This is a genomic window from Micromonospora sp. NPDC051196 (assembly GCF_040682415.1).
Taxonomy (GTDB): Bacteria; Actinomycetota; Actinomycetes; order Mycobacteriales; family Micromonosporaceae; genus Micromonospora.
Genome location: NZ_JBFBAY010000007.1, coordinates 84,445 through 98,746 on the forward strand (window position 1 = coordinate 84,445; position 14,302 = coordinate 98,746).

General features: G+C 71.7%; 9 protein-coding genes. 7 read left to right on the top strand and 2 right to left on the bottom strand.

Annotated elements, in window-relative coordinates; genetic code table 11:
* Positions 1–167: 167 nt before the first annotated feature.
* The 7 genes from gltB (at position 168) to AB0M35_RS15885 (ending at position 12,073) form a co-directional block, all read left to right on the top strand.
* Complete coding sequence (gene gltB / locus AB0M35_RS15855) at positions 168–4,892, top strand: glutamate synthase large subunit (protein ID WP_363746200.1); 4,725 nt, start codon at positions 168–170, stop codon at positions 4,890–4,892.
* Positions 4,885–6,390, top strand: coding sequence for a glutamate synthase subunit beta (locus AB0M35_RS15860; protein ID WP_363745847.1), 1,506 nt, complete (start codon positions 4,885–4,887; stop codon positions 6,388–6,390). The genes gltB and AB0M35_RS15860 overlap by 8 nt, the downstream gene beginning before the upstream one ends.
* A gap of 215 nt (positions 6,391–6,605) precedes the next feature.
* Positions 6,606–7,409 carry an SGNH/GDSL hydrolase family protein gene (locus AB0M35_RS15865; protein WP_363745849.1) on the top strand — a complete coding sequence of 268 codons (804 nt, stop codon included), beginning with the start codon at positions 6,606–6,608 and terminating at the stop codon, positions 7,407–7,409.
* A 236-nt stretch (positions 7,410–7,645) separates the two neighbouring features.
* Positions 7,646–10,192 (top strand): FtsK/SpoIIIE domain-containing protein, encoded by a 2,547-nt coding sequence (locus AB0M35_RS15870; protein ID WP_363745851.1) that lies wholly within the window; start codon positions 7,646–7,648, stop codon positions 10,190–10,192.
* A gap of 2 nt (positions 10,193–10,194) precedes the next feature.
* Positions 10,195–11,178, top strand: a complete 984-nt coding sequence (locus AB0M35_RS15875; protein WP_363745852.1) for a hypothetical protein — start codon at positions 10,195–10,197, stop codon at positions 11,176–11,178.
* A 171-nt stretch (positions 11,179–11,349) separates the two neighbouring features.
* Entirely contained in the window at positions 11,350–11,613 is a 264-nt protein-coding gene (locus AB0M35_RS15880) for a DUF6244 family protein (protein WP_102660593.1), read from the top strand.
* 34 nt (positions 11,614–11,647) lie between these two features.
* Positions 11,648–12,073 carry a hypothetical protein gene (locus AB0M35_RS15885; RefSeq protein WP_363745854.1) on the top strand — a complete coding sequence of 142 codons (426 nt, stop codon included), beginning with the start codon at positions 11,648–11,650 and terminating at the stop codon, positions 12,071–12,073.
* 86 nt (positions 12,074–12,159) lie between these two features.
* On the opposite strand, the gene AB0M35_RS15890 is transcribed toward AB0M35_RS15885, so the two are convergent.
* Together AB0M35_RS15890 and AB0M35_RS15895 are read right to left on the bottom strand one after the other, a co-directional pair.
* Positions 12,160–13,416, bottom strand: a complete 1,257-nt coding sequence (locus AB0M35_RS15890; RefSeq protein WP_363745856.1) for a S8 family peptidase — start codon at positions 13,414–13,416, stop codon at positions 12,160–12,162.
* 227 nt (positions 13,417–13,643) lie between these two features.
* Positions 13,644–14,144 carry a hypothetical protein gene (locus tag AB0M35_RS15895; RefSeq protein ID WP_363745858.1) on the bottom strand — a complete coding sequence of 167 codons (501 nt, stop codon included), beginning with the start codon at positions 14,142–14,144 and terminating at the stop codon, positions 13,644–13,646.
* Positions 14,145–14,302: the final 158 nt, after the last annotated feature.

The following is a 14,302-nucleotide window of genomic DNA, read 5'->3' on the forward strand; positions in this document are numbered from 1 at the left end:
GTGTGATCAATCTGCACTGGCCTAGGGTGCCACGCCCTAACGTAGACTCAATAATCCGTGTGTAGGGCCGACGTCGTCCCGATCATGATCTACCCTGAGCGACGACAGGAGGCCCGGTGGCCTTTGCGTACCCACACCGCCCCCAGCCGGCGCCGCGACACGGCCAGGTGACGTCCTCCACCGGCCTTTACGACGCCGCTCACGAGCATGACGCCTGCGGTGTTGCCTTCGTGGCTGACCTGCACGGACGGCGCTCCCATACGGTGGTCGCCAACGGTCTCGGCGCGCTGTGCCGGCTGGACCACCGGGGTGCCCGGGGCGCGGAACCGAACACCGGCGACGGTGCCGGCATCATGATCCAGGTGCCGGACGCGTTCCTGCGCGCGGTGGTGGACTTCCCGCTGCCCCCGGCCGGCGAGTACGCCACCGGCCTGGTCTTCCTGCCCGACGACGACGCCGGTGAGGCTCGCGCCCGGCAGGTGGTCGAGAAGTACGCCCTGGTCGAGGGGGCGGAGCTGCTCGGCTGGCGGGACGTCCCGGTCGACGCCTCGGACCTCGGTGCCACGGCCCTGGCGGCGATGCCCCGGGTGCGGCAGTTGTTCCTCGCCGCCCGCCGGCTCACCGACACCCCGGCCGGTCCGGCCGGTTCCCCGCTGCGCGGCATCGAGCTTGAGCGGGTCGCCTTCTGCGTACGCAAGCAGGCCGAGCGGGAGTCCGCCGAGCGCGGCGTGCCGGCGTACTTCCCGTCACTGTCCGGGCGGACCATGGTCTACAAGGGCATGCTCACCCCGGACCAGTTGCCCGCGTTCTACCCGGATCTGACCGACGAGCGGGTGGACAGCGCCATCGCCCTGGTGCACTCCCGGTTCTCTACCAACACGTTCCCGTCCTGGCCGCTGGCGCACCCGTACCGGTTCATCGCGCACAACGGTGAGATCAACACGATCCGGGGCAACCGGAACTGGATGCAGGCCCGCGAGGCCCTCCTCCGGACCCCGGAGCTGTCCGGCAACATCCGGCGGGTCTTCCCGGTCTGCACCCCCGCCGCCTCCGACTCGGCGAACTTCGACGAGGTCCTTGAACTGCTGCACCTGGCCGGGCGGAGCCTGCCGCACGCGGTGCTGATGATGATCCCCGAGGCGTGGGAGAACGACCCGGACATGGCCGCCGACAAGCGCGCCTTCTACCGGTTCCACGCCAGCCTGATGGAGCCCTGGGACGGGCCGGCCTCGGTCGCCTTCACCGACGGCGAGATCGTCGGCGCGGTGCTCGACCGCAACGGCCTGCGGCCGGGCCGCTGGTGGCAGACCGCCGACGGGCTCGTGGTGCTGGGCAGCGAGGCGGGCGTGCTCGACCTCGACCCGGCCACCGTGGTCGCCAAGGGCCGCCTCCAGCCCGGCAAGATGTTCCTGGTCGACACCACGACCGGCCGGATCGTGCACGACGACGAGATCAAGACCGAGCTGGCCGCCGCCCAGCCGTACGCCGACTGGCTGCACGCCGGGCTGATCGAGCTGGACGACCTGCCGGCCCGCGAACACCAGGTCTACACCCACGACTCGGTACGCCGTCGCCAGCTGACCTTCGGCTACACCGAGGAGGAGCTGAAGATCCTGCTCGCGCCGATGGCCCGCACCGGCGCGGAGCCGATCGGCTCGATGGGTACGGACACCCCGATCGCCCCGCTGTCCACCCGACCCCGGCTGCTCTACGACTACTTCCACCAGCTCTTCGCCCAGGTCACCAACCCGCCGCTGGACGCCATCCGGGAGGAGTTGGTGACCAGCCTGGCCTCGACCATCGGCCCGGAGGGCAATCTGCTCGACCCCGGCCCGGCGAGCTGTCGGCAGATCGTGCTGCCCCACCCGGTGATCGACAACGACGAGCTGGCCAAGATCCTCAGCATCGACGAGGACGGCGACCTGCCCGGCTTCAAGGCGGTGCGGGTCTCCGGGCTCTACCGGATCCGCGACGGCGGCGCCGGGATCAAGGCCCGGCTGACCGAGATCTGCCGGCACGTCTCCGAGGCGATCGAGGACGGCGTACGGATTCTGGTGCTCTCCGACCGCGACTCCAACGCCGACCTGGCCCCGATCCCGTCGCTGCTGCTCACCGCGGCGGTGCACCAGCACCTGGTCCGGGAGCAGACCCGCACTCAGGTCGCGCTGATCGTGGAGTCCGGCGACTGCCGTGAGGTGCACCACGCGGCAGTGCTGATCGGCTACGGCGCGGCGGCGGTCAACCCGTACCTGGCCTTCGAGTCGGTCGAAGACATGATCTCCACGGGCGCGCTGGCCGGCGTCGAGCCGCGCACCGCGATCCGCAACTACGTCAAGGCGCTCGGCAAGGGCGTCCTGAAGATCATGTCGAAGATGGGCATCTCGACGGTGTCGTCGTACTGCGGTGCGCAGGTCTTCGAGGCGGTCGGGCTGCACACCCGCCTCGTCGAGCGGTACTTCCGGGGCACGCCGAGCACGATCAGCGGCGTCGGCCTCGACGGCATCCACGCCGAGGTGGCCGCCCGGCACGCGCTGGCCTGGCCGGCGCCCGGCACCACCGTCACCGACCGGCTGCCGGTGGGTGGGGAGTACCAGTGGCGCCGCGAAGGCGAGCTGCACCTGTTCAACCCGGAGACGGTCTTCCTGCTCCAGCACGCCACCCGCAGCCGCCAGTACGACGTGTTCCGCACCTACACCGCCAAGGTCGACGAGTTGGCCGCGAAGGCCGGCTCCCTGCGCGGGCTGTTCCGGCTGCGTACCGGTGAACTGCCGCCGGTGCCGATCGAGGAGGTGGAGCCGGCCAGCGAGATCGTCAAGCGGTTCGCCACCGGCGCCATGTCGTACGGGTCGATCTCGGCCGAGTCGCACGAGACCCTGGCGATCGCGATGAACCGCCTCGGCGGCAAGTCCAACACCGGTGAGGGCGGCGAGGACGTCGACCGGCTGCACGACCCGGCCCGCCGCTCCGCGGTCAAGCAGATCGCCAGCGGCCGGTTCGGCGTGACCAGCGAATACCTGGTCAACGCCGACGACCTCCAGATCAAGATGGCGCAGGGCGCCAAGCCCGGCGAGGGCGGGCAGTTGCCCGGCAACAAGGTGTGGCCGTGGATCGCCCGCACCCGGCACGCCACCCCCGGCGTCGGCCTGATCTCGCCGCCGCCGCACCACGACATCTACTCCATCGAGGACCTCGCCCAACTGGTGCACGACCTCAAGTGCGTCAACCCGGCCGCCCGGGTGCACGTCAAGCTGGTCAGTGAGGTCGGCGTCGGCACCGTCGCCGCCGGGGTGGCCAAGCTCAAGGCCGACGTCATCCTGATCTCCGGTCACGACGGCGGCACCGGCGCCTCCCCACTGAACTCACTCAAGCACGCCGGCACCCCGTGGGAGCTGGGCCTGGCCGAGGCGCAGCAGACGCTGCTGCTCAACAAGCTGCGTGACCGGGTCACCGTGCAGGTCGACGGCCAGCTCAAGACCGGCCGGGACGTGATCGTCGCGGCGCTGCTCGGCGCCGAGGAGTTCGGCTTCGCCACCGCCCCGCTGATCGTCTCCGGCTGCATCATGATGCGGGTCTGTCACCTGGACACCTGTCCGGTCGGCATCGCCACCCAGAATCCCGTGCTGCGTGAGCGCTACACCGGCAAGCCGGAGTTCGTGGAGAACTTCTTCCTCTTCCTCGCCGAGGAGATCCGCGGCTACCTGGCCGAGCTGGGTCTGCGCAGCATCGACGAGGCGATCGGCCGCACCGAACTGCTCGACGTGGCCCCGGCGATCGAGCACTGGAAGGCCGGTGGGCTCGACCTGCACCGGGTGCTGCACCTGCCGGAGCTGCCCGAGGGGGCGGCCCGCCGGGGCGTACGTGCCCAGGACCACGGCCTGGAGCTGGCGCTGGACAACCAGCTCATCGCGCTGGCCGAGCCGGCCCTGCGCGGCGGCGACGCACCGGTCACCCCGGTCCGGGCCGAGGTGACGATCCGCAACGAGCACCGCAGCGTCGGCGCGATGCTCGGCGGCGAGTTGACCCGCCGCTACGGCGGTGCCGGGCTGCCCGCCGACACCATCGAGTTCACCCTGCGCGGCACCGCCGGGCAGTCCTTCGGGGCGTTCCTGCCGCCCGGGATCACCCTGCGGCTGTACGGCGACGCCAACGACTACGTCGGCAAGGGACTTTCCGGCGGGCGGCTGGTCGTCCGGCCGGCACCGACCTCGCCGTTCGTCGCCGCCGACGCCGCCCCGGGTGGCCGCGCCGAGGACCAGATCATCGCCGGCAACACCATCCTTTACGGCGCCACCGCAGGTGAGGTCTTCCTGCGCGGGCGGGTGGGGGAGCGGTTCGCGGTGCGTAACTCCGGTGCGGTGGCCGTCGTCGAGGGCGTCGGTGACCACGGCTGCGAGTACATGACCGGCGGCACGGTGGTGGTGCTCGGCGGGACCGGTCGCAACTTCGCCGCCGGCATGTCCGGCGGTACCGCGTTCGTCTGGAACCTCGACCGGCGGCGGGTCAACACCGAACTGGTCGACCTGTCCGCGCCGAGCGAGCAGGAGCGCGTCCGGCTGCACGAGCTGGTGCAGCGGCACTTCGCCGAGACCGACTCGGCGGTCGCCGAACAGCTGCTCAAGCGCTGGCCGGAGGCGGTGGAGGAGTTCACCGCCGTGGTACCCCGGGACTACCGCCGGGTCATGGAGATCATGCAGGCCGCCGAAGCCGCCGGCCAGGACGTCGACGACGCGGTGATGAGCGCCCTGGCGCCCGCCGCCGCACAACCGCAGCCGGCGCCCGCCGGGGCGTCGCAGTCGGCGCTCACCGCAGCGTCGCAGTCGGCGCCCGGCGAGGCGTCGCAGCCGGTCCCGCCCGCGAACCGGGTGGTCGCCCAGGAGGTGGCTCGTGCCTGACCCGAACGGTTTTCTGCGCTACCCCCGCCGGATGCCGGCGCGTCGGCCGGTGCCGGTGCGGATCAGCGACTGGCGGGAGGTCTACCCGCCGGCCGGTGAGGAGTTGATCCGCGAGCAGGCGGCCCGGTGCATGGACTGCGGCATCCCGTTCTGCCACAGCGACACCGCCGGTTGCCCGCTGGCGAACCGGATCCCGGACTGGAACGACCTGGTCCGCACCGGCAACTGGGACGCGGCGGTGGAGTCGTTGCACGCCACCAACAATTTTCCCGAGTTCACCGGTCGGCTCTGCCCGGCGCCCTGTGAGGCCGCCTGCGTACTGGGCATCGCCGGGGGTGACCCGGTGACCATCAAGCAGGTCGAGGTGGAGATCGCCGACGCTGCCGTGGCCCGGGGGCTGACCCCGCGTCCGGTGCCGGCACCGAGCGGCCGGTCCGTCGCCGTGGTCGGCTCCGGCCCGGCCGGGCTCGCCGCCGCACAGCAACTGGCCCGCGCCGGTCACGCCGTCACCGTGTACGAGCGTGACGACGCCATCGGTGGCCTGCTGCGGTACGGCATCCCCGACTTCAAGCTGGAGAAGCGGCACATCGACACCCGGCTGGCCCAGCTCGCCGCCGAAGGGGTGGAGTTCCGCACCGGGGTGAACGTCGGCGTCGACGTCACCGCCGAACAGCTGCGCGAGCAGCACGACGCGGTGCTGCTGGCCTGCGGGGCGTTGCAGGGCCGCGAGACCGACACCCCGGGCCGAGCGCTGCGCGGCGTACACCAGGCGATGGCGCATCTGGTGGCGGCCAACCGGGTGGTGGCGGCCGGTGAAGGGCGGCCCGCCCTGGCCACCCTCCCCGACGGTACGCCGATCGACGCGGCCGGCAAGCACGTGGTCATCATCGGCGGCGGGGACACCGCGGCGGACTGCCTCGGGGTGGCGCACCGGCAGGGCGCGGCCGGCGTACACCAGTTGGACCTGTACCCGCGCCCGCCGCAGGCCCGCGACGAGGCCCGCGACCCGTGGCCGACCTGGCCGTGGATCCTGCGCGAGTACGCGGCTCACGAGGAGGGCGGCGAGCGGGTCTTCGCCGTGGCGGTGCAGGAGTTCGTCGACGACGGCACCGGCGCGGTCCGGGCGGTACGCATCGCCGAGGTGACCGTCGAGAAGCGTGCCGGCCGGCGGATCGTCACCACGGTGCCGGGCACCGAGCGGGAACTGCCCGCCGACCTGGTGCTGCTGGCGATCGGTTTCGAGGGCACCGAGGAGCAGCCGCTGCTGGCGCAGTTCGGGGTCAGCCGCAACGCCCGGGGCGCGATCGACTCCCGGGCCGACTGGCAGACCGAGGTCGACGGGGTTTTCGTCGCCGGTGACATGCACCGGGGTGCCTCGTTGATCGTCTGGGCGATCGCCGAGGGGCGGGCCGCCGCTGCGGCGATCCACACCTACCTCGGCGGCATCGGCGCCCTGCCCGCCCCCGTGCACGCCGCCTCCCGCCCACTGGCGGTGTAAGGAAGGGCCCCCTTTTAACGTCTCGTGCATAGCAGGGGTCCCCTGTTAACAGCACGCGGCTCAGAGCACACGGCACCCGCCTGGTCGAACTGATCGGGCGGGTGCCGTCGGCTATTCCCTTCATCCACTTGTTTCGATAGCATTACCGCCCAGTAACAACCCCAGGCCACGCGCGCGGTTCTCGGGCTCCACCATCACCCCCATGTGGAGGTCCCATGCCACACCGTCTGATGGCCCGCGCCCTGGCCGCGCTGGTCGCCCTCGCCACCGCCACCCTCGGTGCACTGGCCGTCCCCGCAGCCGCCCAGGCGGCTGCCGCCCCCATCCATTACGTCGCCCTCGGCGACTCGTACTCCTCCGGTGTCGGCGCCGGCCCGTACGACCTGTCCACCTGCCTGCGCAGCCAGAAGTCGTACGCCCCGCTGTGGGCCGCCGCCAACAACGTGGCCAGCTTCCGCTTCCCCGCCTGCGGCGGCGCGGTCACCGCCGACGTGCTCAACAACCAGCTCAGCTCGCTGAGCAGCACCACCACCATGGTCACCATCACCGTCGGCGGTAACGACGCCGGGTTCGCCGACGTGATGACCAGTTGCCGCTTCGGCAGCACCTCCAGCTGCACCAACGCGGTCAACCAGGCGAAAGCCTTCGCCACCGGTACGCTCCCGGCCCGGCTGGACCGCACCTACGCCGCCATCCGCGACCGGGCGCCCAACGCCCGGCTGATCGTGCTCGGCTACCCGCGCCTGTTCGAGACCGGCTCCTGTGGACTGTTGGCGATGAGCAGCCACAAGCGCACCCTGCTCAACGAGGCCGCCGACGTGCTCGCCCAGGTGACCGCCGACCGGGCCGCTGCGGCCGGCGCCACCTTCGCCGACACCCGACCCACCTTCGCCGGCCACGGCGTCTGCGCCGCCCAGCCGTGGATCCGTGACGTCAGCGGCGTCATCGAGGCCTACCACCCGAACGCCGACGGCTACCGTCACGGCTACCTGCCGGCGCTCAACGCGGTCACCCGCTGACCCCTTCGCGCGGCCGGCGACCCACGGGTCGCCGGCCGCGCTGGGCAGGGCCGTCGACCAAGCTTGGGCAGGGCCGCAGGGTCGTCGGTGGCGCTTGGAGACGCGGTCGTTGCGTCGAACAGAACGTCCACTGTCGCTGGCCGGGTACGACACGTCGACCGTCGCAGGCGTGCCCGGCTCGCCGCGTTCCGTTAGGGTTTCAGCGGACCAGAGGACGCGCGGCGGAGGTGCAGGGGTTGGGCAGGCTCGCGTCGGCGTACGGGCAGGCGATCGCCGCCCACCGGGCCGCCCGGGCCCACCTCGATTCCGCTCGGCAGGCGCTGCGGATGTCCGCACCGTCCGCCCCGGCGGTCGACTCCGACCTGCTGGCCCGGTTGGCCCGGGTCGGTGGCAGCCTGGCCACCCCGACGCCGGGCACCCCGCTGGCCGGGCAGCCGGTGCCGGTACGCCTCGGTGCGGCGGTCACCGCCGGTGGCGGCTTCCCCGTCCTGGTGCCCCTCGGTGCCGGCCACCACCTCGCCGTCGACACCGACGCCCGTGACCCGGCCGTGGCCGGGCTGCTGCGTGCGGTCGTGCTGCGCCTGCTGGCCACCGCCGCGCCCGGCGGCGTCCGGGTCACCGGGCTGGACAGCGCCGCCCTCGGTGCCACCTTCGGCCCACTGCGGCCGCTGCTCGACACCGGCGTCATCGATCCACCGGCGACGACCGAGGCGGAGGTCGCCGCGCTGCTCGACGTCGCCGAGCAGCATGCCCGCACCGCCCGGCAGAACGATCGGCCGGACCAGGAACTCCTGGTGGTGGTCGCCGCGTCCGTGCCGTCGCCCCGCGAGGCCGCCCGGCTCGCCGCACTCACTCACGCCGGACCGGCCGCCGCCGTCTGCGTCCTGCTCGCCGGCTGGTCAGCGGCCGGGCCGGGCGAGCCGGCGCCGCCGCCGCTGGGCGCCACCACCACCCTACGGATGATCGACGGGTACGCCCGCGTCGGCGATCCACCGCACACACCGTTCAGCGCCGACGGCAGCGGGCTGGCCGCCCCGGTACGGCTCGACGGTGACCCGCCGCCGGCCTCGGTCACCGCGCTCGCCACCCACCTCGGCGAGGCCGCCCGTCGAGGCGCGACGGTCCGCTTCGCCGACCTGCTACCGCCGCAGCGGTGGGCCGCCTCGGCCCGCGCCGGCCTGCGTACCGTGGTCGGTCGGGCCGGACGCGAACCGTTCACCGTCGCCTTCGACGACGCCACCCCGCACTGGCTGGTCGGTGGGCGTACCGGCGCCGGCAAGACGGTGTTCCTGCTCGACGTGCTCTACGGGCTGGCCGCCCGCTACGCGCCGACCGAGTTGCAGCTCTACCTGCTCGACTTCAAGGAGGGGGTGAGCTTCACCGAGTTCGTCCCCACCGGCCGTGACCCGTCCTGGCTGCCGCACGCCCGCGCCGTCGGCATCGAGAGCGACCGCGAGTACGGCGTGGCGGTGCTGCGTGAACTGCGCCGCGAACTGCACCGGCGGGCCACCGCGTTGAAACGCCACGGCGTCACCAAGCTGGCCGATCTGCCCGCCGACACCGCCGTGCCGAGGATCGTCGCCGTGATCGACGAGTTCCAGGTGCTGCTCGCCGGCAACGACCCGATCTCCCGGGAGTCGGTGGACCTGCTGGAGGAGTTGGCCCGCAAGGGCCGCTCGTACGGCGTACACCTGGTGTTGGCCAGTCAGAGCACGACGGGCATCGAGGCGCTCTACGGCCGCGCCGAGGCGGTCTTCGGGCAGTTCGCGTTGCGGGTGGCGTTGCCCGGCGGCGGGGGAGTGCTCGACCCGCTCAACGACGCGGCGGCCACCCTGCCGGTCGGCTCGGCCGTGGTCAACACCGCCGCCGGGGTGTCCGGCGCGAACACGGTGATCCGCTTCCCCGACGCCTACGCCGCCGCCGACGAGTTGACCCGCCTGCGGCACGAGCTGTGGCAGGCCCGTCCGGCAGCAGCCCGGCCGCCGTCGGTGTTCCGGGGGTACGAGACCGCGCAGGTCGAGGACGACGCCACCTTCGCCGGTCTACGCCCCGGCGGCCGGCGACCGCTGGCCCTGGTCGGCCGAACGGTCGACGTGGACGGCACCAGCGCCCTGTTCATCATGGACACCGCCCCCGGTCGGCATCTGGCCGTGGTGGGCACCTCGGCCGCCGGTGCCGAGGTGCTGCGCGCCGCGACCCTGAGCCTGGCCCGGCAGCACACCCCCGGCGAGGCGACCTTCCTGCTCGCACCCCTGGTCGCCGCCGCCGACCAGGCCGCCGACGACACCGCCGCCACGCTGACCGCCGCCGGACACCCGGTCGTACGCCTCGACGCCGCGGCCCTGCGTCAGCAGCTCGCCACCCTCGCCGTCGGCTCGACCGAGTCCGCGGACCCGCCGGGGCGCAGCTATCTGGTGGTGTTCGGGATGGACGCCGCCGCCGGTCTGCTCGCCGAGACCGATCCGGCCAGCTTCCGCACCGGGCACGACGACCTGCGTACCCTGCTGCGCCAGGGCCCCGGCCACGGGGTGCATCTGCTCGGCTGGTGGCGCGGGCTGCGCCGGCTCGCCGACGACCTCGGCGGTACGCAGAACCGCGACGACGTCGCCTGCCTGGTGGCGTTGAACGTGCCCGGCGCCGACCTCGGCCTGCACCTCGGCGTGCACGATCTGGCGTACACGCCCCGGGCCGACCGGGCGCTGCTGGTCGACCGGCACGACCAGCGGATCCGGTTGATCGTGCCGTTCGCCCGCGACGGGCACACCGCCGAGGGGCAGGAGTGAGCGTGTCCACCTTCGACGAGTACGCCGCGCTGGCCCGCCACCTGTCCGTTCAGCAGCGCGCCGGCGAGCAGGGCGTCGCCGCCGAAGCCGACCGACAGCGGGATCTCGGCGCCGCCGTGGACTACCTCGACCGCCGACTGCTCGCCCAGGGGCAGCGCCTCGACCAACTCGGCCGGACGATCGGCACCACACCGCTACCCGCCGGCCCGCCAGGCGTCGGGCCCACCCTCGGTGCACCGGGCTCCGCACCTACTTCCGGCCCGCCACATGGCCCCGGGTCCGGTTCGGGCCCGCCAGGTCCACCCGGCGCGCCCACCTCCGGCCCGCCTGCGCCGCCTGTCTCCGGTCACCCCTTCTCCGCGCCTGTCTCCGGGCCACCGGGCCCGTCCGGCTCAGCGGGAGCAGGTGGCCCGGCACCGGGGACGGGGTGGGACGGCGGCGCAGCCGCCGCGCCGGGGCGGCCGGGCGTCGGGGCGTACCCCCAGGGGGATGTGGGGGAGGCGGAGCGGGCGTTGCCGGTGGCGGTGAGCGCGACGGCGGCCGGGGTGCCCGGCCAGCGGGCCGGCGAGGTCGACCCGGCGACGGAGTTGGAGATGGCCCGGCGGTGGGCCGACGAGGCTGACCGGTACGCGCAGCAGGCGGAGGTGCTGGCCCAGCGGCCGGCGCTGCTGCCGACCTGGTCGCCGATGGCCCGGGCGATCGCCGTCTACCTAGGCTTCGCCGCCGTGTCGGTGCTGATCATGCTGGTCATGGTGCTCGCGTCCGGAGTCGGCGTGGTCGGCGGATGGACGCTGTTCTCCTGGATGTGTGCCGGCCTGCCCGCCGCCTCGCTGATCGGTGGCTGGCTGGTGCTCGGCCGCTGGGGCCGACCCGCTGTCGGCGCCGCCACCGGACCCCGCTACCCGGTGATCGGCTTCCTGCTCTGCTTCCTCGCCGTCCCGCTCGCCTACTGCGGCTACCTCATCCTGATCCGCACCCTGCGCTGACTCCGGGGCTCGCAGAGATCTTGGAGCGTTACCGCCCCTCCAAGGGCACTTTCGTACCAAGATCTCCTACGCACCGCGATCGCGGAGGGTGCGGGAGTCTCGTACTCTCCCCTGTGGTCGCTGCTCTGGTGGAGGCGGGGGCGGCAGGGGAGCTAGTCGGAGGGTGGGCGCGTGAGTGCAGCGGAGATGATCGCCAGGCTGGCGGCAGCGGCGCAGAAGCTGGACGAGGCGAAGGCGAAGACGGCTGCTGCCGCGCAGGACGCGGCCGAGGCGCGCCAACTCGTCGCGGGCGCGTTGCAGGGTGTCGCCGCCGGGCCGCTGATCAACATGATCGACTCGTATCGGCAGGCGCTCGCGCAGGCCGCGCAGGGCGGTGAGCCCGCCAAGCAGCACGTCCAGGAGACCATTGCCAAGGTACGCGCGCTGGGTAACTGAGCACGGGCGACTCGACAAGTGTGGAGGCGGCGCAGTGGGTGACGGTGGGGTGCTGGACGGATTCCACATCGGATACGTGCCGGACGGGCTGGGCGAGGAGGTTTCCGACTTCGCCAGCGAGTGGGGCGACGTGCAGATCGCCAGCCGGGTCTGGGAGCGGCAGACGACCGACGGGTACCGGGTGGACCTGCGGGTGCATGTGCTGCGCGGGCCGCGGCTGGGCGACCTCGATGGGCTGCGTGTCTTCCTCGTCGACTATCACGAACGCGAACTCGACGATCGGCAGGTGACCGAGTTCCCGCACCCCGACGGGCCCGGCCTGGCGACTGATGCGCAGGCGTTCTGGCTGACCGAGCCGGGCGTCGCGGTGACCGTGCTGGTCGACCCGGAGCGGATCGGTCGGGACGATCTGCTTACCGTCGCGTGTGGCATCGTCAGGCAACGCGAGCCGGCGGGTTGAGGTGTTGCCTGACGGGCCGTCCAGGAACGGACCGGAACGCAGGCGGGGCCGCAGTTCTGCTGCGACCCCGCTGTGCGAGTCGGGGATCAGGAACCGGTCGGGCTCAGCGGAGCACTGTCCGGAATGGGGATGACCCCGGTCGGGCCGACGTAGAGCAGCCGGTTCGGCGAGCCCTCCGGGTTGGGGATCTTATTCTGGGTGGCGTTGCCCAGGATCACGTTGCCTACCTGCTGGGGGGTCAGGCCGGGGCTGTTGCCGAGGATCAGGGCGGCGGCACCGGCAACGTGCGGGGCGGCCATCGAGGTGCCGCTGGCGATGGAGGAGCTGTTGTCGCTGGTGTGCCAGGCGGAACGGATTTCCTGGCCGGGGGCGAAGATGTCGGTGCAGCGGCCCCAGTTGGAGAACAGTGCCCGGGAGTCGCCGATGGTGCTGGCGTTCACCGTGATCGCTTCGAGGACCCGGGCCGGGGTGTGTTCGCAGGCGTCGGAGTTGTTGTTACCCGAGGAGATCGTGTACAGCACGCCTTTCAGGATGGAAGTCCGGATCGCGTTCTCCAAGGTCATGTGGCTACCTGGACCGCCGAGACTCATGTTCGCCACCGCCGTCCCCTTGGTCACGTGGTGAGCGGTCACCCATTCGACCCCGGCGATGATTCCCGCGATAGTACCCACTCCGCTGCAGCCGAGGACCTTGACGGCGACCAGTGACACGCTCTTGGCAACCCCGAACTGCCTGCCACCGAGGGTGCCCGCGACATGCGTACCGTGGCCGTTGCAGTCGGTGTTGATCCCGTCCCCGGTGGTGTTGACACCCCAGACTGCCCGGCCGCCGAAATCGACATGCGTCGTCCGGATCCCGGTGTCGAGCACATACGCCCGCACCCTGTTCGTCGCATCCGGGTACGTGTATTTGTTGTCGAGCGGCAAATGTCGCTGATCGATCCGGTCGAGCCCCCATGACGGCGGGTACACCTGAGTACCCGTGAGCTGGACCTCGACGTCCTGCTCGACGTACGCCACTCCCGGCTGGGCGGCGAGCCGGCGAGCCGTAGCGTGGCTCATCCTGCCCGCGAATCCGTTCAACGCATGCGAGTAGGTGTGCGCGACCTTGACGTCGTACCTGGTGGTCAGCTCACGGGTCAGCGTTTGGGCGTTGACGGCCGTGTCGTCCTTGAGTACCACGAGGTAGCTGTCCGGAATGGCATTCGGATTGTTGGTGCCGAGAATGCTGCCCTCGGCCGCAGCCGCCGGTGACGCGGCCACCGAGACGAGCAGGGCAGCCGCAATGGCGACCGCCGATGAGTTGGTGAAACGCCGTCGCCAGGTTTTCCGGGCATCGTCCATGGTGATTCCTCCATGCTGACGCTGAGTGTGGGACCCGTCGAACACGCAGAACGTCATCTGCCGCGCAAGAATAACGACATCAATCCGTAACCGTCAATTATTCAAATTGACATGTGACCTCGATGTCCGGAGGAATTGTGTGCTAGCTCGCAAACCCGGTTTAGTCGCGATAATGCATATTTAGCTTGACCTGGAAGCAAGGCTGGGAAACCTCGGGTCTGCGATTTCTACGCAGACGGCGGCTGAGGCGGTTCGTGCTGGTCCTCGGTGGCCTCAAGCAGATGGCATCGGACGATCGCCCGGCAGGAGGTGGCCAGGAGCAGTCCGATGCCAACAGCCATGATCGGCAGGCCGGCACCGAACGGTCGCTCCGCCACCGAATCCAGGCTGCTCTGTTCGCCCAACATGGCGAAGCTTGCCGCCACCACCGCAAGGGCGGTGACCAGGGTGCCTATGGCCGCGACCAGCCCGGTCATCGCCGCCACCACGCTCTGTCGTGCCCACAGTGCGGCCCCGGCCGCCAGCAGCAGCCAGCCGAAGGTGAGCAAGGTCCAGCCACCCCCGTCGCTGAGCGACGCGTACTCCCAGCCGGAGAAGGACCACAGGGCGCTCTTGCTCCTCCTGAACCAGGGCATCAGATAGCCGCCGAAGGCGAGCACGGTGGCCACGAGCATGCCCGCGTCGACGGCGAACAGCCGGAGCGTCGGGGTCTGCGATGTCGTGGACATGATCCTCCTCATCGGTGGGACACGGAGCAGCATCGTACGGGTGCGGTCCACTATCCCGCCGCTGCTGTTTGTGAGCGCTGGACAGCGGCGGGAGCGCACGGACCGCCTGCGGTTGCCGAGCGTGGTGATGGTTGTGGATGCCGGTGGCTAAACTGCCC